General features: G+C 68.4%; 20 protein-coding genes. 5 read left to right on the top strand and 15 right to left on the bottom strand.

All coding sequences use genetic code 11. The features are described from left to right. Nucleotides 1-49 precede the first annotated feature (49 nt). The 8 genes from GTZ93_RS01870 to ettA form a co-directional block, all read right to left on the bottom strand. Complete coding sequence (locus tag GTZ93_RS01870) at nucleotides 50-835, bottom strand: zinc metalloprotease (RefSeq protein WP_257979060.1); 786 nt, start codon at nucleotides 833-835, stop codon at nucleotides 50-52. A gap of 188 nt (nucleotides 836-1023) precedes the next feature. Next, nucleotides 1024-1320, bottom strand: a complete 297-nt coding sequence (locus GTZ93_RS01865; RefSeq protein WP_139916439.1) for a hypothetical protein — start codon at nucleotides 1318-1320, stop codon at nucleotides 1024-1026. Next, nucleotides 1311-1631, bottom strand: coding sequence for a hypothetical protein (locus GTZ93_RS01860; RefSeq protein WP_139916437.1), 321 nt, complete (start codon nucleotides 1629-1631; stop codon nucleotides 1311-1313). The genes GTZ93_RS01865 and GTZ93_RS01860 overlap by 10 nt, the downstream gene beginning before the upstream one ends. 19 nt (nucleotides 1632-1650) lie before the next feature. Beyond that, nucleotides 1651-1920 carry a hypothetical protein gene (locus GTZ93_RS01855; protein ID WP_139916435.1) on the bottom strand — a complete coding sequence of 90 codons (270 nt, stop codon included), beginning with the start codon at nucleotides 1918-1920 and terminating at the stop codon, nucleotides 1651-1653. A 64-nt stretch (nucleotides 1921-1984) separates the two neighbouring features. Continuing rightward, nucleotides 1985-2275, bottom strand: coding sequence for a DUF3349 domain-containing protein (locus GTZ93_RS01850; RefSeq protein ID WP_139916433.1), 291 nt, complete (start codon nucleotides 2273-2275; stop codon nucleotides 1985-1987). Nucleotides 2276-2320: 45 nt separating this feature from the next. Beyond that, on the bottom strand, nucleotides 2321-3013 hold the full coding sequence (locus GTZ93_RS01845) for a hypothetical protein (RefSeq protein ID WP_257979059.1): 693 nt from the start codon (nucleotides 3011-3013) through the stop codon (nucleotides 2321-2323). A 58-nt stretch (nucleotides 3014-3071) separates the two neighbouring features. After that, on the bottom strand, nucleotides 3072-4175 hold the full coding sequence (locus GTZ93_RS01840; protein ID WP_161662619.1) for an AAA family ATPase: 1104 nt from the start codon (nucleotides 4173-4175) through the stop codon (nucleotides 3072-3074). Nucleotides 4176-4247: 72 nt separating this feature from the next. Further along, nucleotides 4248-5927: an energy-dependent translational throttle protein EttA gene (ettA, locus tag GTZ93_RS01835; RefSeq protein WP_139916428.1), complete on the bottom strand. Its 1680-nt coding sequence runs from the start codon at nucleotides 5925-5927 to the stop codon at nucleotides 4248-4250. A 188-nt stretch (nucleotides 5928-6115) separates the two neighbouring features. Between ettA and GTZ93_RS01830 the strand changes: the two genes are divergently transcribed. From GTZ93_RS01830 to GTZ93_RS01820, 3 genes are all read left to right on the top strand, one after another. Next, the gene (locus tag GTZ93_RS01830; RefSeq protein ID WP_120596985.1) at nucleotides 6116-7057 is read left to right on the top strand and encodes an ABC transporter ATP-binding protein; all 942 of its coding nucleotides are present in this window, start codon (nucleotides 6116-6118) and stop codon (nucleotides 7055-7057) included. Between the two features lie 26 nt (nucleotides 7058-7083). Beyond that, complete coding sequence (locus GTZ93_RS01825; protein ID WP_120596984.1) at nucleotides 7084-7845, top strand: ABC transporter permease; 762 nt, start codon at nucleotides 7084-7086, stop codon at nucleotides 7843-7845. A gap of 130 nt (nucleotides 7846-7975) precedes the next feature. After that, nucleotides 7976-9589: a serine/threonine protein kinase gene (locus tag GTZ93_RS01820; RefSeq protein WP_139916425.1), complete on the top strand. Its 1614-nt coding sequence runs from the start codon at nucleotides 7976-7978 to the stop codon at nucleotides 9587-9589. A 54-nt stretch (nucleotides 9590-9643) separates the two neighbouring features. Here the strand turns inward: GTZ93_RS01820 and GTZ93_RS01815 are convergent, their stop codons facing one another. The 4 genes from GTZ93_RS01815 to treZ all read right to left on the bottom strand — a co-directional run bounded on the left by GTZ93_RS01815 (nucleotide 9644) and on the right by treZ (nucleotide 14971). Continuing rightward, entirely contained in the window at nucleotides 9644-10063 is a 420-nt protein-coding gene (locus GTZ93_RS01815) for a VOC family protein (RefSeq protein WP_139916423.1), read from the bottom strand. A gap of 68 nt (nucleotides 10064-10131) precedes the next feature. Beyond that, complete coding sequence (locus GTZ93_RS01810; RefSeq protein WP_139916421.1) at nucleotides 10132-11562, bottom strand: M20 family metallopeptidase; 1431 nt, start codon at nucleotides 11560-11562, stop codon at nucleotides 10132-10134. Nucleotides 11563-11715: 153 nt separating this feature from the next. Next, complete coding sequence (locus tag GTZ93_RS01805; protein WP_139916419.1) at nucleotides 11716-12978, bottom strand: discoidin domain-containing protein; 1263 nt, start codon at nucleotides 12976-12978, stop codon at nucleotides 11716-11718. A gap of 148 nt (nucleotides 12979-13126) precedes the next feature. Then, entirely contained in the window at nucleotides 13127-14971 is a 1845-nt protein-coding gene (treZ, locus tag GTZ93_RS01800) for a malto-oligosyltrehalose trehalohydrolase (protein WP_139916417.1), read from the bottom strand. Nucleotides 14972-15185: 214 nt separating this feature from the next. Here treZ and GTZ93_RS01795 point away from each other — a divergent pair, with 214 nt between their 5' ends. Further along, complete coding sequence (locus tag GTZ93_RS01795; RefSeq protein ID WP_120576268.1) at nucleotides 15186-16334, top strand: AAA family ATPase; 1149 nt, start codon at nucleotides 15186-15188, stop codon at nucleotides 16332-16334. Between the two features lie 132 nt (nucleotides 16335-16466). After that, nucleotides 16467-16844 (top strand): DUF5335 family protein, encoded by a 378-nt coding sequence (locus GTZ93_RS01790; RefSeq protein WP_120576269.1) that lies wholly within the window; start codon nucleotides 16467-16469, stop codon nucleotides 16842-16844. 83 nt (nucleotides 16845-16927) lie between these two features. On the opposite strand, the gene GTZ93_RS01785 is transcribed toward GTZ93_RS01790, so the two are convergent. The 3 genes from GTZ93_RS01785 to GTZ93_RS01775 form a co-directional block, all read right to left on the bottom strand. Then, on the bottom strand, nucleotides 16928-17743 hold the full coding sequence (locus GTZ93_RS01785; protein ID WP_121755659.1) for a matrixin family metalloprotease: 816 nt from the start codon (nucleotides 17741-17743) through the stop codon (nucleotides 16928-16930). 315 nt (nucleotides 17744-18058) lie between these two features. Continuing rightward, the gene (locus tag GTZ93_RS01780) at nucleotides 18059-19453 is read right to left on the bottom strand and encodes an MBL fold metallo-hydrolase (protein ID WP_139916415.1); all 1395 of its coding nucleotides are present in this window, start codon (nucleotides 19451-19453) and stop codon (nucleotides 18059-18061) included. Nucleotides 19454-19744: 291 nt separating this feature from the next. Beyond that, on the bottom strand, nucleotides 19745-24574 hold the full coding sequence (locus tag GTZ93_RS01775; RefSeq protein ID WP_180946027.1) for a DNA topoisomerase 3: 4830 nt from the start codon (nucleotides 24572-24574) through the stop codon (nucleotides 19745-19747). Nucleotides 24575-24797 lie beyond the last annotated feature (223 nt).

The raw sequence follows: 24797 nt of genomic DNA, 5'->3' as shown, positions 1-24797 counted from the left end.
GAGGGACACGTTCAAGAAGCGCTGGGGTGACCGGAGCGGCGGCTGACGGCTACTGCGCCAGGTCCGGGCGGTAGGTGGCCAGGGTGCAGCGCATGCGCTGGACCTGCTCCGCGCTGAAGCCGGTCATGCAGGCGTCGTCCGTCAGCTCCATGTAGTTCTGGATGGGGACCGGCACGCCGCCGCAGCTGGTGATTCCCGCGGTGCACCCCTTGTGAGAGGTGGCGTTGGGCTGGGTGTCGCAGATGCGGTCTCCGGTGGTGTAGCAGTCCGGCGCGGTGGCCGTGCCGCACCCCGAGTAGTACGTGTGGAACAGGCCCAGGTAGTGGCCCACCTCGTGCGTGACGGTCCGCCCGTTGTGGTACGGCACGACGGGCCCCACCCGTCCGAATGCCAGCCAGTTGATGACCACGCGGTCCTGCGGCTGACCGACGGCGCCCGTGGGCTCCGCGGGGAGGAAGGGCACGTACCCTCGCGAGCCACCGGCGCTGTTGGTGTAGATGTTCACATAGCGCGTCGGATCCCAGGAGGTACTGAGCCAGTAGCTGCCCGTGTCCTGGTACCAGGTCGTGTTGCAATAGCGCTGGATGCCCGTGGTCGGGTTGCCCAAGGGGTCCACGGTGGCAAGAAAGAACTCAATCTTGCTATCCACCCCACTGCCCCCCGGAGTGCCAGTCAGCGCGCGGAAGTCCTCATTGAGGACCGCGATCTGACTGTGGACCAGTGCGTCCGACACGTTGCCAGTCGTGCACGCGGTGTCCGCGACGACATGGACCACGACCGGGATGCGCCGCACCGCTACGGGCAGCCACTGAGGGCCGGGGACGGTCGAGTCCATGGAGCAGTCGGAGGCGGAGGGGGAAAACTTCGCCACAAAGGAAGGCGCAGGCTCCGGGGCAGCACAGGCTTCGGAATGGTCCAGGGGGGAGGCTCCGGACAGGAGCGCCAGGGCAGGACCGACAATCATGGAAGCAAGTGTCATTTGAACCCAGGATACCTTGGGCTCACGCGACTGGCGCCACCACTTCAGACGAGATGTCCGCCATTGCAAGCGGCAACGCCTCGTCCCACCCAAGGCTTCAAGTGTTCATTGAATTCTTGGTCGCTCATGCCGCCCTTGCCGACCCTCCACCACAGCCCCGACTCCAGCAAGGCCCTCAGGGGAATGGCTGGGAATGCCCGCTTGAAATAAGAAACAATCGCAGAATGTGAAATCCCATTTTCAAGCATGCCGCCAAGCAACTCCGCGAGTTCCACTGGGGTCAGCAGCTTCTCTTTCGCACGAAGCACGTTCAAGACATCCTCATCGCGCATCAAGCCCATACAATTTCCAAGACGCAAGCAGAACCGATGACTCGAGCCCCGGCATGCATCGGAATCTCCATCCCCTGAGCCACATGCAGCCAGGGTTCGGACAGAAGCGGCTCGATGACGGCCTCCTTCTCCTGTCCCGGTACAAGCGGCCCGGCGTCATCCAATGTGACGAAGCCGCCGTCCAATGCCATCTGGACATCGTCGGCGCGGCTTCCAACGTTCCAGTTTGGCCTGAACTCTTTTCCCATGGGGCCATGGGAGCCGCCCTCTTCAGGCGTCAAGAGTCTGACCACTGCACGGATGAGCAAACGCTCTCGCATGGCACTCTCCTGGACGACGCTAGCGAACTTCGAAGACCGCCCCTTCCACAGCTTCGGGCGGCTCCGCTCCGCTTAACTCGATTTGAAGCGTGACCGTTCCGTCCATCCGTGAGCGTCCACCCTCAAGCGCGACGGAGCGCACCACCATCTCCACAGGCATGCCAGAGACCATCGCGTAGGCACGCGCGCCAGACGCCACCACTCCAGACAAGATGTCCACCGCCACAATCGTCACCCCCAGGGTGGTCAGCCGCTGGACATGGAGTACTTGGAACATGGCGGTCGTCATGGCTGCTCCTGGAGGCCACGCGGTCGGGAGGTTGTGTCCCGTGTCTTTTCGGAAGCCCCCTGGCTCATTCTTCCTTGATCCACGCCTCAAGCCCTACGGCAACAAGCCGAGCCTGAACTGCAGCCACTGCGTCCGGGCTCGCAGGCTTGGAGCCCCCGCCTACGCCGTAGATGTCATTCAGGACGAGCGGATAGTCCTGCCCCACAAAGTGGCCGACCACCATCGCAAGAGCCCTGTCCGACATATGTGGGTACAGCACAGTCAGCAGGGGCAGGTAGTCCGCCTCCGTCACACCGTCAGGGAAGGCTCTCCTGATCAGGGCTGCAGTGCGCTCAAGACTGGGATGAAGGTCCATATGGCGTTCCACTCAAAGGGACAGCGGTGGAGGAGACCTTGAAGTCTACTTCTCGCCGCGCTGGGAACCGCCCATCACGGGAACCAGGCGTTCGCTGAGTTCGGACAGGAACCCCGTCAGTCCGACCTGTTCACCGCGTTGCCTCAGCGTCTGCAACGGAGTATCGCGCAGACATTCACGCTCACGCTCCATGTTCCCCGAAGTGAGTTCTTCCAGCGCCTTCTTGGCGTCGTTCTTCGCGCCGTGCTCCCTGGCGGTCAGCTTGTGGGCGTCACGGACGGGGTGGAAGGAGAGCCGCTGCTCCACCTGCTTGAGGGTGCCCTCTTCCGATTCACGGGCGTCGAATCCGGCGAGCACCCAGCACTCCCGCTTGGGCTCCGCAACGCCGATGACCACCTTGAACGGCCAGGGCTTGTCAGCGCGAGCCTGCTCAAGTCCCTTACGCCGTTCGGAGTCTTTGTCGGCGTCTCGAACGAGCAGGACCGCGTCGGGTTGCCTGTCCAAGGCCGCAAACAACAGTAGAGCCTTGCGAGCGGCAAACGCGTCGTGCGCCCCTGGTTCCCCCGAGAAGTGACCAAACACAACATGTTTGAAGCCCGCGCGGGCGGCCTCGGCCCCCACATCATCCCAGCGAAGAAATGAAGTCGCGGATGTCAGCCCTCGCCATTGACGCTGCATGTCCAGCATCTCAGCGTCGAGCCAGTCAATCTTGTGGACCAGGACTCGGTCCGCGAGCAAGCAGGCCGTATCCTGGTCAGCAGGGGCCTCGCAGACGACGCCAAATTCGTAAGCAGGCTCACTCATGCGGCGCGGACGCGGGCACCTTGCCAATCCAGCTCTCGCCCACAGTGCTCCAGAACTCGCCGGGGCTCATCAGGTCCTTCCACTTCTCGAACTCAGGATGTGCCGTGAGCTTCTCGCAGCGAGCGAACCCGTTCTCCGCCAGGAAGGTCATCCGGATCTCCTCCGGCTTCAGGTAGTTCAGGATGAAGGGCGAATGGCTTGTCGCCGCGATCTGCAACTCGGGATCGTTCTTCTGAATGGTACGCAGGACCCCGACGAGCTTTCCCTGTGCCACGGGATGAAGCGCTAGCTCAATGTCATCCAAGAGGAGAAGCTTGGGTCGCTGGGGTCCGAGCAGCACGGTCAACAATCCCAATGCCATCAACGTGCCTTCGCCCACGGAGTCCGCTGGCACGCCCTTTGCGCCCTGCATGTCCAGCACGATCCGATTTCCCCAGAGCGTCCGTTTCTCGGACACATGGGTCTTCTGATCATCAAGCGCAATCGTTCGCAGATTGCTCTGCTCGACGGCAGCACGCTCGACACGAATCTTCCGCACGGACGGCACGACCTGCTTCAGCGCGGATTCAATCTCTCCGAACAGGTCCTCATGGCTCAACTTGAGGAACGCAATCGTGGAAGCCAGTCCCGTGCCGTCCCTTGAAACCTTGGGCACCTGCTCCTCGCTATACGACGCGCCCGCGAGCTTCCGTGCTTCAAATCGCAGGAGCGTTGCCGTGTGCAAGAACTGGCGCAGCTCATGATTTGCGCGCCTTACCGCCTCCGGGGTCGCCATATCCTCCTCCAGTTGGCGACTAATGCTAGGGATAGGCGCTCCGACTCCCTTGATAACCACTTTGGCGGGTGTTTGCCTCAAGTGAGACTGAAAGACCAACTCCGCTGGCTGGTTGACTCCAAACGAAATAAAGCTCGCCGGAATGAGTTCAGATGCACCTGCTCCCGTTTTGAAAGGGGCAAGCATGGTCGGCATCCGCAAGCCATCCAGCAGCGTCGTCTTGCCCGAAGCATTCGGCCCCACCAGCACGGTGAAGGGCTCCAGGTCCAGGTCGAGTGAGCGGTACGCCTTGAAGTTGCGGAACTGCACCTTCTCGATCACGCGTGCACCCTCCTCCCGACGACACCTCCGCCCCGGAATCACTCACAGGGCGGAGCACAGCACACCGCAGTCTCAGCCCTTCGTCAGCGGGCGGTACCGGATCCGGTGCGGCTCCAGCGCGTCCGGGCCCAGGCGCTTCTTCTTGTCCGCTTCGTAGTCCTCGAAGTTGCCCTCGAAGAAGAAGGCCTTGCTGTCGCCTTCGAACGCCAGGATGTGCGTGACGATGCGGTCCAGGAACCAGCGGTCGTGGCTGATGACCACCGCGCAGCCCGCGAAGCTCAAGAGCGCGTCCTCCAGGCTTCGCAGCGTCTCCACGTCCAGGTCGTTCGTGGGCTCGTCCAACAGCAGCAGGTTGCCGCCGGCTTTGAGCATCTTCGCCAGGTGCAGCCGGTTGCGCTCGCCGCCGGACAGGTCCTTCACCCGCTTCTGCTGATCCGTGCCCTTGAACGCGAAGCCCGACAGGTACGCGCGGCTTGGCACCGTGCCCGCCTTGCCCAGGTCGATGAGGTCCAACCCCCCGCTCACCTCCTGGAACACCGACTGCTCACCGTCCAGCGAGTCGCGGCTCTGGTCCACGTAGGCCATCACCACCGACTCGCCAATCCGCAGCTCGCCCGCGTCCGGCTTCTCCGTGCCCGTCATCATCCGGAACAGCGTCGTCTTGCCCGCGCCGTTCGGGCCAATCACGCCCACGATGCCGCCCGGCGGCAGCTTGAAGTTCAGCTCGTCGATGAGCAGCCGGTCGCCGTACGCCTTGCGCAGCCCCTTCGCCTCCACCACCAACCCACCCAGCGGCGGACCCGGCGGAATCATCACCTCGCCCGTCACGTCCCGCTTCTGCTGCGACTGGTTGAACAGCTCCTCGTACGCGGCGATGCGCGCCTTGCTCTTCGCCTGACGCGCCTTCGGAGACGCCCGCACCCACTCCAGCTCGCGCTTGAGCGTCTTCTGACGGTGGCTCTCCGACTTCTCCTCCAACTCCAACCGCTTCTGCTTCTGGTCCAGCCAGCTGGAGTAGTTCCCCTTCCAGGGCACCCCCTCGCCGCGGTCCAGCTCCAGGATCCATTCCGCCACGTTGTCCAGGAAGTACCGGTCGTGAGTGATGCACACGATGGTCCCCGTGTATGCCTTCAGCGCCTGCTCCAGCCACGCCACGCTCTCCGCGTCCAGGTGGTTGGTGGGCTCGTCCAACAGCAGCAGGTCCGGCTTCTCCAGCAAGATGCGGCAGAGCGCCACGCGGCGCTTCTCACCGCCGGACAGCTTCGTCACGTCCGCGTCGCCCGGCGGCAGCCGCAGGGCGTCCATCGCCATCTCCAGCGTGCGGTCCAGCTCCCAGCCGTTCGTCGCGTCGATGAGGTCCTGCAGCTTCGCCTGCTCGGCGAGCAGCTTCTCCATCTGCGCGTCGTCCATGGGCTCCGCGAACTTCGCACTCACCTCATTGAAGCGGTCCAACGCCTGGCGGATCTCCTTCAGACCCAGCTCCACGTTCCCCTTCACGTCCAGCTTCGTGTCGAGCTGCGGCTCCTGCGCCAGGTAGCCCACCTTCACCGTGGGGTCCGGCTTCGCGATGCCGAAGAACTCCGTGTCCACCCCCGCCATGATGCGCAGGAGCGTGGACTTGCCGGAGCCGTTGGGACCAATCACGCCAATCTTCGCGCCCGGGAAGAATGACAGGTAGATGCCCTTGAGGATGTCCTTGCCGTTCTTGACCTTGCGCAGGTCTTGCATCGTGAAGATGAAATTCTGGGCCATGGCGGAAGGCCTCCTGGGATTCGCCGAAACGGTGAGCGGGGCCAGCGGATAGCAGGGAGCCCCATCCGGCTCAAGGCGCCTGCGTCAGCGCAGTGTCCGGTTGGACGGGGCGCGTCACGCGTCCAGGAGCGAAAACGCCTGCTCGCTGACCAGCGAACCCAATTCGAAGGTGTTAGAGGAAGCGCCCCATGTCAGAGCCGACGCCCCCCGCCCTGGAGCTCAAGGGCCTCTCCAAGGCCTACGGAAAGTTCACTGCCCTTCACGCCGTGGACCTCACCATCCGCCCCGGTGAAATCTTCGCCCTTCTGGGCCCCAACGGCGCCGGAAAGACGACCCTCATCGGCAGTGTGTGCGGCCTGGTGAGGAAGTCCGCTGGCACCATGAAGGTCTTCGGCAAGGACCTGGACGTGGACCCCAACGGGCCCCGCTACCAGGTCGGCCTGGTCCCGCAGGAGATCAACTTCGACCCGTTCTTCTCCGTCGCGGAGTCCCTGCGCATCCAGCAGGGCTACTACGGCCAGCCCCGCGACGACGCGCGCATCGACGAGGTCCTCACCGCCTTGAACCTCCAGGCCAAGAAGGACTCCCTCACGCGCGCCCTGTCCGGCGGCATGAAGCGCCGGCTGCTCATCGCCAAGGCCCTGGTCCACAAGCCCAAGCTCGTGTTCCTGGACGAGCCCACCGCGGGCGTGGACGTGGAGCTGCGCCGCGACCTGTGGACGTACGTGAAGAAGATCGCCAGCGAAGGCACCACCATCGTCCTCACCACGCACTACCTGGAAGAGGCCGAGGAGCTGGCGGACCGCGTGGGCATCATCAACGAGGGCCGCCTCCTCATGACCGAGGACAAGTCCTCGCTCCTGCGCCGCTTCGGAGAGAAGCGCCTGGTCGTCACCTTCGCCGAACCGCAGGCCGCCATGCCCGCCGCGGGCGCGCGCTTCGCCGCGAGCCTGTCCACCGACGGCCGCACGCTCACCTATGTGGAGCGCGACAACTGCGCGCCCTCCGGTGAGTTGCTCCGCTCGCTCTACGCGGATGGGCTGCCCATCTCGGAAGTGGAGACGCGGCGGTCGCGCCTGGAAGACGTGCTCATCGAAATCCTCCGTGGCCGCCCCTCGCAGGCCGCCTGAACCCCCGCTCCTTCGAAAAACACCCCATGAACGTCCTCGGGATGCAGACGCTGTTCGCGAAGGAGGTCCGGCGCTTCATGCGCGTGCCGGGCCAGACCATCCTGTCGCCCCTCATCAGCACCACGCTGTACTTCATCGTCTTCGGCTACTCGATTTCCGGCCGCATCCACGAGGTGGAAGGCCAGCCGTACCTGCACTTCATCGTGCCGGGCCTCGTGTTCCTGGGCATCGCGAACAACGCGTTCCTCAACAGCTCCTCGTCGCTGTTCATCACCAAGATTCAGGGCACGGTGGTGGACCTGCTGGTGGCACCGCTGGGGCCCGGTGAATTGATGGTGGGCTTCATCGGTGGCGCCATGGTGCGCGGCCTGGTGGTGGGCCTGCTCACGTGGATTGTCGCGGCGGTGTTCTCCGGCTTCAGCCTGGAGCACCCGCTGGCGACGCTCTACTTCCTCATGCTGTCCAGCTACGTGTTCAGCGTGCTGGGCATGCTGGCCGCCGTGTGGGCGGAGAAGTTCGAGCAGATCAACTTCTTCCCGACCTTCGTGATGCTGCCGCTCACGTTCCTGGGCGGCGTCTTCTACTCGGTGCGCGAGCTGCCCTCGCCGTGGAACCACATCAGCCTCTTCAACCCCATGGTCTACATGGTGGAGGGGCTGCGCTACGGCATGCTCGGCAGCAGCCTGTTCTCGCCGCTCGTGGGTGGGGCCATCCTCGCCCTCACCGCGGCGGTCGCGACGGGCGTCACGTACGCGGTGCTGCGCTCCGGCTACAAGATGAAGGCCTAGGCGTCAGTAGCCCGCCTGCCTCCTCAACGGGTAGGAAGGCGGGCCCCTCCCTGCTGGACAGAACCCCGGTCATTTTGGAGAACGGCTGTTTCCCGCCCGGTGAGAAAGCGCGGTATCCTCCCGGACACCCATGGCAGTGGTCTTCGGGAAATACGAGCTGCTTCGAAAAATCGCGTCGGGCGGAATGGGACAGGTGTTCCTCGCCCGGGAGCACGGGACAGGGTTCGAGCGACTGGTCGTCCTCAAGCTCATCCTTCCCCACCTCGCCGAGGACGAAGAGTTCCTGGAGATGTTCCTGGACGAGGCGCGGCTGGTGGCGCGCCTGTCACACCCGAACCTCATCACCATCCTCGACCTCTCGGAGATTGAGGGCCGGCACTGCCTGGCCATGGAGTACGTGCAGGGCGAGGACGTGCGCCGGTTGGATCGCTTCGCGCGCAAGCAGGAGCGCCCGCTGCCGGTGGGCCTGGTGGTGCGCATCATCGCGGACGCGGCGGCGGGGCTGTCCTACGCACACGGTGCGCGGGACGGGCACGGCCAGCCGCTGATGCTGGTGCACCGCGACGTGTCTCCGCAGAACGTGCTCGTCGGGTTCGACGGCGGCGTGAAGGTCATCGACTTCGGCGTGGCGAAGGCGGCCACCAGCGGTCAGCAGACGGCGACGGGCGTGCTCAAGGGCAAGTACCCGTACATGTCGCCGGAACAGGCCAACGGGATGGCGGTGGATGGCCGGAGCGACCAGTTCGCGCTCGGTGTCGTGATGTGGGAGCTGCTCACCGGCAAGCGCCTCTTCAAGGGCGACACGGACCTGATGACGCTGCGGCTGGTGCGTGACTGCCAGGTGCCTCCGCCGTCGCAGCTCAACCCCAAGCTGCCGCCGGGCCTGGACGAGATCGTCCTCAAGGCCCTGGCGCCCACGCCGGAGGGCCGCTACGCGGACTGCGCCGCGTTCCGCCTGGCGTTGGAGGACTGGACGCTCAACCTGCGGCTGCCGTCCAGCAGCGCGCACCTGGCCGCGTACCTGCGGGAGCTGTACGCGGACCGCATCACCACGGAAGCGGACCCGGCGAAGTTGGATCAGCTGGCCGAGGACGTGGACCTGGACGCGCAGTCCAACTCGTCGCGGGACGGGATGCCCACGTCGGGTGCGCGAGGACAGGCCGCGTCGCGCGCGTCGAAGCTGGTGGGGCCGCCGTCCCGTCCGCCCACGCGCGTGGAGCCGGAGAAGACGCGGAACACCGCGGCCCTGATGCCGCCGGAGGCTCCGAAGCGGCGCGCCTGGCTGCCCCTCGTGGTGGGCGGTGTGGCGCTGGTGGTGGGCGGCGCGGCGGTGGTGCTGGTGCGCGGCAACTCCGAGACGGTGACGCCGCCCCCGGTCGTTGCCACGCGGCCCCCGGATGAGGTGCAGGGCCGCACGCCGGAGACGCCCACGCGCACCACGCCGCCGGAGAACACCGCGCCCCAGCCGGTGCGCCTGATGGTGACGAGCGAGCCTCCCGGCGCCACGGTGCAGATCGCGGGCGAGGAGCGCGGCATCACGCCGGTGGCGCTGCCGCTGGTGCCCGGGGAGCCGTCGGTGGCGGTGACGCTCGCGCTCAACGGCTACGAGCCGGTGACGCGGCACATGTCCGCGGCGGACGCGCCCGGGGTGGCGGTGGCGCTCCAGAAGCGGGCGGCACGGCCGTCGACCCCGCCGAAGAAGCCGCCGTCCACGTCGTCGCTGGGCATCAAGACGGGGCGCTGAGGCGCCTCTTCGTGCCGCCGGTCCGGCGGACATGCACTGCCCGGGTGAGGCGCGTCAGGAGCGCTTCGCTCGCGACTCCGCTGCCACGACGACGACGTAGCCGTCCGGGTCCTTCGTCCAGAACTCCCAGCGGCGCGAGTTCGGGTTCACGTGCGGCTCTTCCACCCACTCCACCTTCAGCGCCCGAGCCGCGTCCACGCACGCGTCGAAATCCGTGGTCTCGAACCACAGCAGCACGCCGTGGCCTCGCGGCGCCGAGTCAGGCCCCATCAGGTTCGCGTGCTCATCCAGGTCCCACGCGTGGAGCTGGAGCACGAGCTCGCCGTTGTTCAGCAGCATCTCGTACTCGGGCCCGCCGTGCCCGCTCTCACAGCCGAGCACCTCCTGGTACCACCGGCTGCTCGCCTCCACGTCGCGCACCGCGATGAGGGGCTGCGAACGGACGTGGCCGGTGCGGCGGGGCTTGCTGGGCATGGGGCGCTCCGGAAGGCCAGGCTGGGAGAAGGACGGGGCGCATGCGGCCCCGTCCTTCCGGTGAGGCACTACCGCTTGAAGTGGTCCGCGACGACGCTCGCCACCGCGGCGGTCAGCTTCTTGCCCGTGGGGATGTGCAGGAACTCATTGGGCCCGTGCGCGTTGCTGCCCGGCCCCAGCAGGCCCGTGATGAGGAACTGCGCCTCCGGGAAGCGCTCACCCAGCATGCCCATGAACGGGATGGTGCCACCCTCGCCCATCGCCATCGCGGGCTTGCCGAAGCACGTCTTGGACGCGTTCTCCACCGCGTTCGACAGCCAGCTGGCCAGCGGCGGCGCGTCCCAGCCCACCGACGCCTTGTCCCCGTCGAACGACACCTTCGCGCCGTACGGCGGATCCTTCTCCAGCGTCTCCTTCAGCGCCTTCGCGGCCGCCTTCGGGTCCACGCGCGGCGGGATGCGCATGGACAGCTTCCACGTCGTGAAGGGGCGCAGCACGTTGCCCGCGCTCGCCAGGCCCGGCACGCCCTCCACGCCCGTCAGCGCCAGCGCCGGACGCCAGGTGCGGTTGAGCACCAGCTCCTCGCCGTCCGTCGTCACCGGGTTCGCGCCCTCCACCCAGGGGAACTTCGAGAACAGCTCGTCGCCCATCGTCTGGGCCGCGGCCTTCGCCTGCTGGCGCCGGCCCTCCGGAATCTCCGTGTGCAGGGCCTGCACCTTGATGTGGCCCGTGGCCTCGTCCTCCACGCGCGACAGCAGCATCCGCATGATGCGCATGGAAGACGCCACCACGCCCGTCGCGTCACCGGAGTGCACGCCCTCCGTGAGGATGTCCACGCGCAGGTTGCCGGCGATCATTCCGCGCAGACTGGTGGTCATCCACAGCTGCTCATAGTTCGCGCAGCCCGAGTCCAGGCACACCACCAGCGACGGCTTGCCGATGCGCGGCGCCAGCGCCTCGATGTACGCGGGCAGGTCGTAGCTGCCGCTCTCCTCGCACGCCTCGATGACGATGGCGCAGCGCGCGTGCGGCACGCCCTGCTCCTTGAGCAGCCGCAGCGCGGACAGCGACGCGAACGCGGAGTAGCCGTCATCCGCGCCGCCGCGTCCGTAGAGCTTGTCGCCCTCGCGCACGGGGGTCCACGGCGTCAGGCCGTCACGCCAGCCGGTCATCTCCGGCTGCTTGTCCAGGTGTCCGTACAGCAGCACGGTGTCGTCACCGCGCGTGCCCGGCACCTCCATGTAGATGACCGGCGTGCGGTCCTTGCCGTCCGCCGTCTTCAGCCGCACCACCTCCACCGTCAGGCCCGGCAGGTGCGTGGCCTGCGCGCGGCACCAGTCCGCGATGAGCTGGACGGCCTGCTCCATGTGGCCGGACTTCACCCAGTCCGGGTCGAAGGCAGGCGACTTGTTGGGGATGCGGATGTAGCGCTCCAGCGCCGGGACGATTTCCTGCTCCCAGATGCGCTCGGACGAGGCGAGGGCTTGGTCGACGTTCATGGCGGCGCCATGCTGCCCACACCGGCGCCCCCTGTCGATGGAAAGCCCCGCCTCCCGAGTGGCGGAGGCCCCCGTTCTGAACCTCCCCGCCCGCCCGACACGCGGCCTGCCGTCCTGCGTCAGGCCGCGTGCGGGTCCAACTTCACGCGGGGTTCAGGGCTGGATTTCGCGGACGCTCAGCCACTTGAAGTCCACGTCCGTCGCGTTGTCCCAGCGGAACACCGCGATGGGGCCACCCCAGGTAATGGGCGCGGCGGGCACGGCGCCGCCGCAGTGCTGGGCGTCGCCGCCCCACCTGCCGGCGTCCGTGGTGTCGTAGGCCTTCTTCCACGTCACCTTGTCCGCGTTCTCGTTGACGTACAGCTCCAGCTTCACCGCCGTCTGGCCGCTGACGGTGACGTTGCGCATGACGGCCTTGAAGCCCACCCAGCGGCCCTTGAGCGCCGAGGTGGCGGTGACGTAGGGCGTCTGCTCGTAGGAGACATGCCAGGTCTCCTTCTCCCAGCGGGCGCGGCCGTCATAGTGCAGGCCCGCCTTGTAGCTGCTGCCCTCGCAGCCGGAGTACTTGTCGTTGTGCTTCCCGCCGCGCGCGTACCACGCGAAGTTGTCCTTCACGTCGGCCACGGCGTTGACCTTCACGAAGCCGGTCATCTCGATGTTCTTCCAGTCGTTCGGCGCCTGCATGTAGCCGCGGCTCGCCAGCACGTCCCGGTCGTAGGTGGGAATCTTCCGGTCGTCGTAGCCCGTGGACGTGAAGACGCTCATCCGCACCTGCTTGTCCCTCATCTTCCAGGAGCCGTCGCTGTTGCGGGTGATGGTGTCCTGCGGGTCGAAGCGCGCGTCCGCCAGCGCGTTGTCCGCCAGCGTCCACGCCTCGCCCCCGGACTTCGAGGGGTAGAGCATGGTGACGCCGAAGCGGTCCTGGCCCGCCGTGGGCGTGGCGGCGCTGGTGATGGCGGCCCACTCCGCGATGCTGGCCCAGGTGTTGACGGAGTTGCCATTGACGGTGACGCGCACGTAGCGGGCGTTGCGCGCGGTGAAGCTGTAGCGCTCGAAGTTCGCGGTGGCGCCGGACGACGTCGTGGACACGGCCGTGGACCAGGTGGTGCCGTCCGTGGACGTGGCGAGGACGAACGTGTTGGTCCGCTCGTTGCCCCGGTGCCAGGCGATGTCCACCGCGGACAGCGACTTCACGCTGCCCAGGTCGCCCCGGAGCCACTGCCCCACGCCGTCGCTGGACCAGCGCGTGGTGAGGTTGCCGTCGACGGTGGCGGACGGCGGGTTGCCGTCATTCCCACTGGCGGTGACGGCGGTGAAGCCCGACGCGGCGAGCGCCGGTGCCGCGGACCCGAGCAGCAGGAGCGCGCTCGTGGTGGTGAGGTGCCGCTTCCACGGTGATGGATGAGATTGAGACAAGGTGCTTCCTCCTGGCGGCCGAGTACCGGCCTGGCTCCGAGGGCATTCCTTGTCGTTGCCTGTTTCACGGAGGGAAGAAGCGGCGGCCCGCCCCCCTGCTTCCGGGAGACGGGCCGCGCGTGAAACCGTGTCTGTCTTTGCGTGCGGGCTACTCGCGCAGCCTCACCACCGCCGCGGAGGGGCCTTCCAGGCGCACGACGTTGCCGGTGAGCGGAGACGCCTCCACGGTGCCGCCGTAGCGCGGGTTCTCACTCCACGCGACGATGCCCGCGCTCGCGTGCGTGGGCAGCGTGTGCACCAGCGAGCCCCGCAGGTTCACGAAGATGAGGAACGTGTCCCCGTCAGCGCGGCGCTCCAGCACGAACGCGTCCTGTCCCAGCGCGCGGGCGTCGTGCGTGCCCTGACGGCTGGTGAGCACGGGCTCCGTGGCGCGCAGGCGCAAGAACTCCTTGTAGAGCGTGTGCACGCCCGCGGCCTCCGCCCCGTCCAGCTCGCCCCAGTCCAGCGTGGAGCGGGTGAAGGTGTCGCGGTCCTGCGGGTCCGGCACCTGCTCGCCCTTGAAGCGCGAGAAGCCGGCGAACTCCTTGCGGCGCCCCTCCGTCACGAGCTTGCCCAGCTCCGCGTTGTGGTCCGTGAAGTAGAGGAACGGCGTGCGCGCGTTCCACTCCTGGCCCATGAAGAGCAGCGGCGTGAAGGGCGACATCAGGAGCAGCGTGCTCATGGCGCGGTAGGCGGCCGGGGACACGTCCTCCGACAGGCGGTTGCCGAAGGGCCGGTTGCCCACCTGATCATGGTTCTGGATGCAGTGGACGAAGTGCCACGGCCCCAGTCCCTTCGGGTCCGTGCCGCGCGCGTGGCCCAGGTTCTTCGACTTCTGGCCCGTGTAGAACCAGCCCTGCCGCAGCGTCGCGGCCAGGTCCTCCGCGCTGCCCGTGTAGTCCTGGTAGTAGCCCTCGTGGTCGCCCGCGAAGGCGCGCCGCAGCTGGTGGTGCAGGTCATCCGCCCAGACACCGTCCAGGCCGTAGCCGCCTTCGGACGCGGGCGTGACGAGCTTGCGCTCGTTGCGCTCGTCCTCGGCGATGACGACCACGCGGCGGCCGGAGGCGGAGGCGTGGGCGCGCTCGGTGATTTCGGTGAGCAGGTGCGGCTGGCCTTCATCCACCAGGGCGTGCGCGGCGTCCAGGCGCAGGCCGTCCGCGTGGTAGTCGCGGATCCACATCTCCACGTTGGAGAGCACCAGCGAGCGCACGAAGCGGCTGCCCTCGCTGTCGTAGTTCACCGCGTCGCCCCAGGGCGTGTGGTGCTTGCCGGTGAAGTAGTGCGGCGAGTACGCGCGCAGGTAGTTCCCGTCCGGTCCGAAGTGGTTGTAGACGGCGTCGATGAGCACCGCGAGCCCGTGCGCGTGCGCCGCGTCGATGAGCTTGCGCAGCCCCTTCGGCCCTCCGTACGTGGCCTGCGGCGCGAAGAGGTCCACGCCGTCGTAGCCCCAGTTGCGGGCCCCCGGGAAGCTGGCCACCGGCAGCAGCTCCAGCGTGTTGACGCCCAGCTCGCGCAGGTGGGCGAGCTTCGGAATGAACGCCTCGAAGGTGCCCTCCGGCGTGGCGGTGCCCACGTGCACTTCGTAGATGACCAGGGCCCGCGGATCCGGCCCCTTCCAGTGCGAGTCCGTCCAGCCGTGGTCGGAGCCCACCACCTCCGACGGGCCGTGCACGCCCTTCGGCTGCGAGCGGGACCACGGGTCGGGGAAGGGGTCTCCGCCGTCCACGCTGAGCTTGTAGCGCGCGCCCTCGGCCAGGTCTGGCAGCGCGCCGCCGAAGCAGCCGTCCGCCTCGGCGGTGAGCGGCACCTTGCGCAGGACGCGCTCCTCCGCGTCGTAGAGGACGACGTCCACGCCCTTGTGGCCGGGCGCCCAGACGCGCCAGCGCACCGAGGTACCCTCCACCCACGCACCCAGCCGGGGCGCCTGCGACCGTGCTTCAATCGATTGAGCCATGTCGCGTCCCTGTTAATGCGCGAACGCGGGCCCGGGGAGCACCCCTCGCCCTCAAGGCCCACCGCTGTTCACGGGCCGACCTCTCCGGGCCCACGAGTGCGGACCGGCGGACGGAGGAGCGCACACCCTCCGTACAGGGAGGATGGCTTGTGGCGCCCGGGCACGTCCCGGATGATGGGCGCCGCCGAGCCCGCCACTCCTGGAGTCCACCGCGATGTCTCCCCGTTCCGGCGTCGAACCCTCCGCCTTCCCCGAAGGCCCGCCCATCCAGGAGCGCGTGGCCGCGCTGGAGGTGCTGTCGCCCCAGGAAATCGACGCGCGCCTGGGCGACCTGGGTTACCGGGGCCAGCCCGAGGCCCGCCGCGCCGCCTCCGTGCTCGCCTACCGCCACCTGCGCCGCATCCGCCGGCTGTACCTGGAGGGACTGGAGCCCGAGCCCGGCACCCGCGAGAACGCCCTCTTCCTGGGCCCCACCGGCTCCGGCAAGACGTTCCTCGTGGAGCTGATGTTCCGGGAGATTCTGGGCGTGCCCACCGTGCTCGCGGACGCCACCCAGTTCTCCGAAACGGGCTACGTGGGTGACGACGTCAGCACCCTGCTGTCCCGCCTCTACGAAGCCGCGGAGCGCGACGCGTCGTGGGCCGCCTGCGGCGTCATCTGCATGGACGAGTTCGACAAGCTCGCCACCAGCCGCTCCGACAGCCGCTTCTCCGGCCAGCAGACCACCAAGGACGTGAGCGGCTTTGGCGTGCAGCGCAGCCTGCTGCACCTGCTCTCCGCGGCGCAGGCAACCTTCCCGCCGGACTTCGGCTTCACCAGCCGGATCCGCTCCGAATCCCTGGACATGGGCTGCATCACCTTCATCGCCTGCGGTGCCTTCAGCGGCTTCCGGGGCACGGCGGCGACCATGAACCACGTGGAGCGCGTGGGCTTCGGCCGCGAGCCCGGCAAGGGCGGCCAGAAGGACCTGGAGTCCATCGCCACGCGCATCACGGAAGAGCACCTGGAGAACACCACCGCGTTCTCCCGCTACGGCTTCATCCCGGAGCTGATTGGCCGCTTCAACCGGCTGGTGTCCTTCAACCCGCTGGACGCGGCCACGCTGGGGGACATCCTCCAGAACAATGTGCTGCGCACCTGGGAGCGCGAGTTCGCCCACGAGGGCCTGGAGCTCACCGTGGACCCCGCCGTGCGCGAGTGGATTGTCGCCCGCGCCCTCAAGCGTGAAACAGGCGCTCGCGGTCTGCGCACCACCCTGGCCCCCGTGCTGGAGCAGGCCGCCTACGAGCACTTCGGCCATGGCAAGGCCGCCACCGTGCGCCTGGTGTTGAAGGACGACGCCGTGCACGCCGTGCGCGGCTGAAGGCGGGAGCAGCCAACGCGCCGGGGCCCGGTCCGCGGGGCCCCCGGAGCGTCGTTCAGCCGGGCCCGTCCTTCACCCGCGAGTCAGACGCCTTACGGTTGAGGCACACGACAGCCGCGCGGAGGCGGACCCATGGCACACATCAACCAGGAAATTCCCCGGGAGCAGTGGGAGAGCTACCTCGCCGGCATCAGCAGGCAGGACGCCACCCAGTGGGTGCGCGTGGAGTCCATCGACGCGGAGACCGGCGACCAACCCCTCGCCGACCGCCTGCCCCTGGTGGACATCTCCCTGGAGCGGAAGGGAAGCGACGCGGGCGCGGTGCAGATCATCGTGGGCCGCGAGGACGGGCGCATCACCCACCGCATCCTCGAACCGGACCACCTCTACGCGGAGCTGGACGGAGAGTCGGGCGCGCTGGAGTGCCTGGAGATTGGCGAGCGCGGCGGCAAGACGCTCGTCTTCTTCGAGCGCGCCACCGAGGCCGATGAGGCCTCCGCCCGCTTCTAGCGCCCGAAACGGCACGAGGCCGACGGGCGCGTCGCGAAGACGCTCCCACCGGCCCCTGCCCCCTCACAAGCGTGACGCTTGAATCACGGGTACAGCGCGCGGGCGCCCTGCTTGTCCAGGGTCGTCAGCACGAGGTCGCCCGTCTGGGTGCCGTTGCACTGCGGGTAGTGCATGACGGAGGAGCGGTCGTAGGTGGAGGTCAGCGCGCGCCACTGGCTGTCCTCGTAGCAGCCGCTCGCCGTGGAGCGGGTGTGCTCGTGGCGGAAGCCCAGCGTGTGGCCCAGCTCGTGGCGCAGGATGCCCGTCAGCGTCCAGGGCGACAGGTTGCCGAACGCGCTGCTGTCCACCAGCACGTTGCGGCCGGAGCGGGCGGAGTTCGGGAAGAACGCGCGCGCCACGTAGGACTGGCCCGACACCGGACGGATGTCGAACAGCACGCCCGACTGGGACGCGGTGCAGGAAGCGTCGTACTGAGACAGGTAGACGAACTTCACGTTCGCCGTGGCCTGCCAGGCCGCCGTCGCGTTCGCCATCGCCGTCACCATCTTCGACTTGTTCGTGCCGAAGTTGTTGCTGATGCAGTAGGTGAGGTTCAGCTTCTGGGTGGCGTTCCACTTGATGTCGCCGCCGATGTAGTACACGGCCAGGCCGTCCTGCGACTTGCCCAGCTGCTGCTCGACGATGTTGTGGAAGTAGGCCTGCAGCTCCTCCTCGGACTCCAGCGCCTCGTCACCGTTGACGATGTACTTTCCGCCCTCCCACGGCTCACGGTACGCCTGGGCCTTGAACTCCTCCCACGTGGGCTTGACCTCGGACTCCTGCGCGGACTCGGGACCACCGCACGCACCGAGCATCAGCGAGACGCCGGCCAGCATCGCAACAGAGCGGAACTTGAGCATGGGAACTCTTCCTGTGTGCTTCGAGGGATGCGCGGCCACCACCTGGCCTTCCCGCCAGGCGCCATCCGCCGCGCGCCGGGCCATTGAGCAACTGTCGGGCCAACGGCGCTCCCCAGGAGAAAAACAGGAAACGCGGGGATAGCTGGAGCGCCCCCGCTCCAGCCCTCCCCACGTCAACCGTCACTTCACGTGACGTTTACAAACCCAAGTCCCCTGAAAGACTATGATTTTCAGGGCAACCTCTTGCTGTCTGAGAAAGAGACAGCAAGGTGTCCTGATTCCGGTCAGGCCTGCCAGGGGGTTTCCAGGGAATCCCTAGAGGATGGCGCGGCGCATCTTCCAGTAGGTCTCCTTGGCCATGCGGAAGGTGTTGGAGCCTGGGGGCAGCAGGGCGCGCAGGAGCTCCGCGGACTGAATCTGGAGGGGGCGCACGCAGTGGGCATCCAGCTGGTGGCGCAGGTAGCCCACCATGTCTCGGCTCCGGTACTCGTTGAAGTAGTTGCGCAGCTCGGCCTCCGTGCGGGCCTTGCCGTTGTCCGCGTACTTGGCCACGAAGGGGCTGAAGTCCGGGTAGAGGCTGCCCTTGCCGAAGCCGCCGTGCACGGTGGTCTTCATGAAGTTGCCGATGAGCAGGTCGTCGAACACCTGGTACTTCACGGCGGTCATCAGCGAGTTGCGGGGCGCCTCGAAGGTGATGCCCTTGTGGAAGCGGCGCTTGTTGAACTCGATGACGTGCTCCTGGCCGCCCACGCGGAAGCGCAGGAAGTCCATCACCGTGCCCAGGTGCTCGACGGCGCGGAAGTACTGCTCCAGCTCTTTCACCTCGTCCGCTTCCAGGCGCTCGCTCCAGTCGTCACCGAACTCCCTGGAGTCCACCGGCTTGATGGCGCGCTCCTTCGGGTTGATGGAGACGGAGGAGTCGTTGGTGAAGTCGTGGCGCAGGAAGGCCGGGAGCATCTCGCAGGAGTTGGAGGCGAAGCCCCGCGCGTAGTCCGGCAGCGTGGTGGTGTACTCGGAGCACCAGACGCTGTCGGAGCGCTGGTACTTGTGCATGGAGCTGAAGGGGACGAAGTAGCGGGCGCCGTACGTCTCCGCCATGCGCGCGATGGTTTGTCCCACGGGCGTCTTCGCCGCCGCGTACGGGAGGATGCGCCGCCCGTCCTCGGTGAAGAAGTTCATCATGTCCGCGTCGCCGTAGCCGGACAGGGCCAGCAGGTACGTCTCGCTGTACTCCTTGATGACCCGGCGCACGAAGCGGCCCTGGCCGCGGTCACCGGAGTCGTTGAGGTTGACGATGAGCCGGCCGCCCACCTCCACCAGCAGCACCGCGTCCTGGTTCACGTCCGGGATGCACAGCACGCGGATGCGCGGGGACAGGCGCGTCCATTCACGGTCCTGGAGCACCTGGACCTTGAAGCCCGCCTCGCGCAGGTCGTCGCGGATGCGGCCGCCCACGTGGTTGGGGAGGAGCAGCGTGCGCTCGCGCAGCTTCTCCAGCGAGGCCATGCTCAGGTGGTCCGGGTGGCCGTGCGACAGCCACACGTAGGGGCAGTCCAGGATGGACTGGCGCTGCTCTTCGGGAATCTCGTGGGACAGCGTCCAGCTGCCGAAGTACGCGTCTCCGTCCGTCCACGGGTCCGTCACCAGCACCGGCCCGTTGTCGTGACAGATGAGTGTGGCGTTGCCAATCGTCTCGAAACCCAGCTCCATGCGCGCCCCCTTGAACCCCTCACGCCGCTCCCAATGCGCGTGTGGACGAGAAGGTGGCACCCGGACTTTTGCCTACAAGCTTGGGAAACAAGCTTCACGCCTGGCTGGTAGCCCTCCGCGCCTGCGGCCCAGGAAAGGGCTTTCCCTTGTCAGGCGGTTCGCGGCGGACGGCACGCCCCGCGGCGGATCCACACTGGCCTCCGGCCTCCCATTTCGGGGCACGACGCTGCCCTGGAGGGGCGGATCCACGAGCCCCTGTCCACCGGCGGACACGCGGATCCGCGCCTGCCGTCAGCGTCGGCGGGACACGAGCGAGAGGATCTGCGGACCGTAGCGCTCCGCGAGGGTGGGGCCCACGCCGTGGATGGACATCAGCTCCGCACCGTTGGAGGGCCGGGCGCTGGCGATGGCGTCCAGCACGCGGTCGGTGAGGATGCGGAAGGCGGGCACCTTGCGCTTGCGGGCCTCGGTGAGGCGCCACTCCTTGAGGGTCGCCACCAGGGCGGGGGACGCCGGGGGCACTTCGAAGTCCGGCGGCGCGTTGCGGGACGCGTTCCAGGAGGCCCGGGGCCCAGGCGACGCATCCGGCGTGGCGCGCGCCTTCCAGCCGCGGGCCGGAGGGGCATCCGCGGGGAAGGACTCCTGGCTGAAGTCCGCGTCATGGGAGGCGCCGCGCGGGGCCCAGGCCTCCGAGGCGCCCCGGCGGCCCTTGCCGCGTGCCCGGGGCGAGGCCGCCGCGGTGGAGGCGGCGCGCTTGCGGGGAGTGCGCTTCGTGCCGCCAGTGGCCGTGCGGCCCTTGCGCTTCTTGGAGGGCACCTCGCGCGCCTGGGGCAGCACCACCTGTCCGGGGGCGATGACACGGGCGCGGCGGCCGGTGTCCGTGAGGGACAGCCGCTGGAAGAGGATGACCTGGCCGTCCTTGTCGAAGGAGTCCGAGTCCAGGCGCACCAGCCCCGAGCGCACCAGTCCGCCCACCAGCCGCTCGAAATCTCGGCGGTGGAGCTGTTCTCCGAAGAGCTCCCGGTGGAGCCGTCCGGTGGCCTGGCCGTCGCGGGCGTGGAGGGCCTCCAGGATGCGGCCCAGCGCGTGGGCCTCCAGAGCGGAGGGCTCCTCGAAGCGGACCACCTCGCAGGACTCGGGGGCGCAGACGTCGCACAGGCCGCAGGCGGCGCCGGAGTCCTGCACGTCGCCGAAGTGCGCGACCAGGTGGCGCATGCGGCAGTCATGCGCCTCCGCGTACCGGCCCATCTGTTCCAGGTGGAGCTGCTTGCGCTCGCGCTGCGCGATGTACGCCACGGCCCAGCCCGCGCGGCCGCGCCGCACGTCCTCGTCCGGAGTCATCTCCACGCCGCCGTGGATCCACAGCTGTTCCAGGGCCTTGTCGAAGATTTCCGGGTCGCCGCGCACGCGGGCCTGGATGGAGGCCTTGGGCTCGAACTCGTTGGAGGTGGCCTGGTAGATGCGTTCCAGGACGGAGGAGTCCGGGTAGTCGCGGCGGTGGAAGAACTCGTGGGTGCGCCGGTCCACGAAGGCGTGGAGCAGCACCGCGCGCGAGTTCTTGCCGTCACGGCCCGCGCGTCCCAGCTCCTGGTAGTAGCCCTCCAGGCTGGCCGGCAGCGCCGCGTGGATGACGGTGCGCACGTCCGCCTTGTCGATGCCCATGCCGAACGCCGTCGTGGCGACGATGACCTCCAGGTGTCCCTTGAGGAACGCGGCCTGGATGCGGTCGCGCTCGGACGGCTGGAGGCCCGCGTGGTACGGCGCGGAGTGGAAGTCGTGCGCGAGCAGGTCCGCGTACTGCTCCGCGTGCTTGCGCGTGGACGCGTAGACGATGGCGGGCCGGTGCTCCGGGTTCTTGAGCAGGGACAGGATGGCGTCGCCGCGGGCGCCCGGGTTGAGCTCACGCACCTCGATGGCGATGTTGGTGCGGCGGAAGCCGTGGATGAAGGTGTGCGCGGCGCCGCCGCGTGAGCCGCGCAGGCCCAGTTGCTGGACGATGTCCTTCTGCACGTCCGGCGTGGCGGTGGCGGTGAGCGCCACCACGGGAGCGGGACGCAGGAGCGGCAGGCGCGAGCCCAGCAGCCGGTAATCCGGACGGAAGTCGTGACCCCACTGCGAGATGCAGTGCGCCTCGTCGATGGCGATGAGCGAGGGCGTGCGGCGGGCCAGCAGCTCCACGAAGCCGGGGACGCCCAGGCGCTCCGGGGCGATGAAGAGGAAGTCCAGGCGACCTTCGAGGTACTCGGCGCAGACCTGCCGGGAGGTGGCCCGGTCGCGGCCGGAGTGGATGCGGTCCGCGGCGAAGCCCAGCGACTGGAGCCGCAGCACCTGGTCCTCCATCAGCGCGATGAGCGGGCTGACGACCAGGGTGGTGCCCGCGCGAGCCAGGCCCGGCAGCTGGTAGCAGAGCGACTTGCCCGCGCCCGTGGGCATCACCAACAGCAGGTCCTCGCCGGACGTGGCCGCGCGGCAGACCTCTTCCTGGTACGGGCGGAAGTCGTTGAAGCCGAAGGCCTCCTTGAGGAGTCCACGCAGCTTGTCCGGAGGCGTGGGAGCGCGGTGAACGCGCTCCGGCCGGGTGCTGCCCATGTTCACGGCTTGAGGCTGACGTTTGGCCCGGCCGAAGCCCTCGGAGGAGGCCTGCACGAAGGCGGTGCGCACCTCCGCGGAGGGAATCGTGGGAGGGCGCTCCTGCACGCGCGGAAACGCGGCCGGAGGGGTGCTCCCGGTGGCTCCCGCGTGGACGTCGGATCCGCCGTGGAAACCGTGAGCCGGAGCGCCCGCCGCGAACTGCGAGGCACCGTGGGTGGATGCCCCCGCGTGACGTGCGTCACCGAGGTGGGTCGCGCCGCCGTAGCCACCACTGGCGGAGGTTCCCGCTGCATGACGTGCATCCGCAGCACCGACCTCATTGCGCGCGGAGTTGGCGCGGGCCGCGGTCCGGACGGTGGCGGTCACGGCCTCACGGGTGCGGAAGAGCTCCTCGGCAGGGGCCTGCGCGGGATGGGGACGGGTGGATTCAAAGCGCCCGCTCGCGGCCGAGGCTTCGTTCCGAGACCCCGGACCAGCCACCGGCGTGGGCGGCAGCGACGTGGGCGCCTGGCCCACGACCTCCCGCACATACGCCTCGATGCCGCTCATGAACGAATCCAACGCGCCCTGCCCGCGCTCGATGCGCTGGAGCCACGCTTCCCACTGCCCCGTCATCACGGGGGACTTCACGTCCGGGTGCACCACGCCAATGAGCTGGATGCCCTTCTCCGTGGCCACCAGGCGCTTGCCCTCGCGGGTCAGGTACTCGCGCTCGAGCAGCAGTTCGATGGTCGCGGCGCGCGTGGCGGGCGTGCCCAGCCCCGTGTCGCGCATCGCGTCCACCAGCTCCTTCTCATCCAGCGTGCGCCCTGCGGACTCCATCGCCGTCAGGAGCGTCGCCTCCGTGAAGCGCGGCGGCGGACGCGTGCGCTTCTTCACCGCCTCCACGTCCTCCACCGTCTGCGCCTGTCCGCGCGCGAGCCCCGAAGGCAGGTCCTGCGGCTCGTCGTCCGGCTCCTCTTCCTTGTCCTTGTCCGCGCCCTTCTTGCCCTCCGACTTGAGGCGCGGCGCCTTCTGCCCGCCCCCCACATCCAGGACCTTCCAGCCCACCTTCTCCACCTGCGTGCCCGCGCTGTGGAAGCGGTCCACCGCCGGCCCCGCGTCCCCCTTCGACGTCACCGCGGTGATGACCGTGGTCACCTTCCAGACGTGGTCCTCGTGCCACGCCTGGAGCAGCCGGCGGCACACCAGGTCATAGAGGCGCTGCTCGTCCGGAGACAGCCGCACGCCGGACGCCGGCATGGGCGTGGGGATGATGGCGTGGTGGTCCGTCACCTTCGAGTCATCCACGTAGCGCTTGCCCAGCGGTCGCTCGCCCGTGCCCGGCGCCAGGTCCTCCTGGTAGGGCGCGGCGATGGCACGCACCACCTCTGGCAGCGTGTCCGCCACCGTCTCCGACAGGTGCCGGCTCCCGGTGCGCGGGTAGCTCAGGAGCTTGTGCTTCTCATAGAGCGCCTGCGCGACCTCCAACGTGCGCTGCGCACTGAAGCCGTAGAGCCGGTTCGCGTGTCGCTGCAGCTCCGTGAGGTCGTAGAGCAGCGGCGGAGGCATCCGCTTCGTCTCCGCGTCCAGCGACTCCACCACCGCGTTGCCGCTGCGCACGCGGTCGATGACCCGGCCCGCCTCCACGCCGTCCGCGTCCAGCCGGCGCGCCTCGCGCACGGAGTCGTAGCCCGGCGGAATCACCGGCTTGCCGTCCGGCCCCGAGCGGAACCACGTGCCCTGGTAGCGAGCCCCCACCGGCGCGCCCTTGCCGCGAGGCGAGAAGGTGGCCACGACCTCCAGGTAGTCCCGGGGCACGAAGTCGCGGATGGCCAGCTCACGCTCCACCACCATGGCCAGCGTGGGCGTCTGCACGCGGCCTACGGACAGCATGTTGCCGTAGGTCCCGCTCGCCAGCGTGTAGAGGCGCGACAGGTTCATGCCCACGAGCCAGTCCGCGCGGCTGCGCCCCATGGCGGCGGCGGCCAGCGGCGCGTAGGCCTTGCCGTCCTTGAGGTGCTGGAAGCCATCGAGGATGGCGCGCTCGGTGAGCGACGACACCCACAGCCGCCGCACCGGCTTGCGGCACGCGGCGGCGTCGTAGATGTACCGGAAGATGAGCTCGCCCTCGCGCCCGGCGTCCGTGGCGCACACCACGGCGGACACCTCCGGCGCGTTCATCACGCGGCGGACGACCTCGAACTGGTCCTTCGTGGTGGATGACACCACCAGCGGCCAGTCCCCCGGCAGCATGGGCAGCTGCGAGCGGTGCCACTTCTTCCACTCGGGGCGAATCTCATGGGGCTGGGCCAGGCCGACCAGGTGGCCAATGGCCCACGTCACGACGTAGCCGTTGCCGCGCAGGAAGCCCTCGCCGCGCTCGGTGGCGCCGAGCACCCGGGCGATGTCGCGCGCCACGGAGGGCTTCTCCGCCACCACCGCGAGGACGGAGCCCCGCCCACCGCGAGCCGTCCCACCGTCCACGCTCGCGTCCCGCGCCACCGACCTGTCCCATCCGGGCGACTCGCCCATCTCATCCCACCTCATGACCTGTCCCCTCCCCGCCCCTGAACGCCCACCCGCGGGGTCGGGCCCCCCACCGTGCGCGTCCCTACCCATCCCTATCGCGGCAGGCTGACATGGCCAGGGCCCCCCTGTCCCGCTCCGTCACGCCCGCTTCCCCACCAGGGGGCCTCGCAGGACGGACCGGAGGCAAGGACGGCCCCGATCAAAACGGAAATCGCCCCGGCGCCAGCAGGCACCGGGGCGA

This window comes from Corallococcus exiguus, from assembly GCF_009909105.1.
Classification (GTDB): domain Bacteria; phylum Myxococcota; class Myxococcia; order Myxococcales; family Myxococcaceae; genus Corallococcus; species Corallococcus exiguus.
This window is presented reverse-complemented; position numbering and strand designations above follow the sequence as displayed.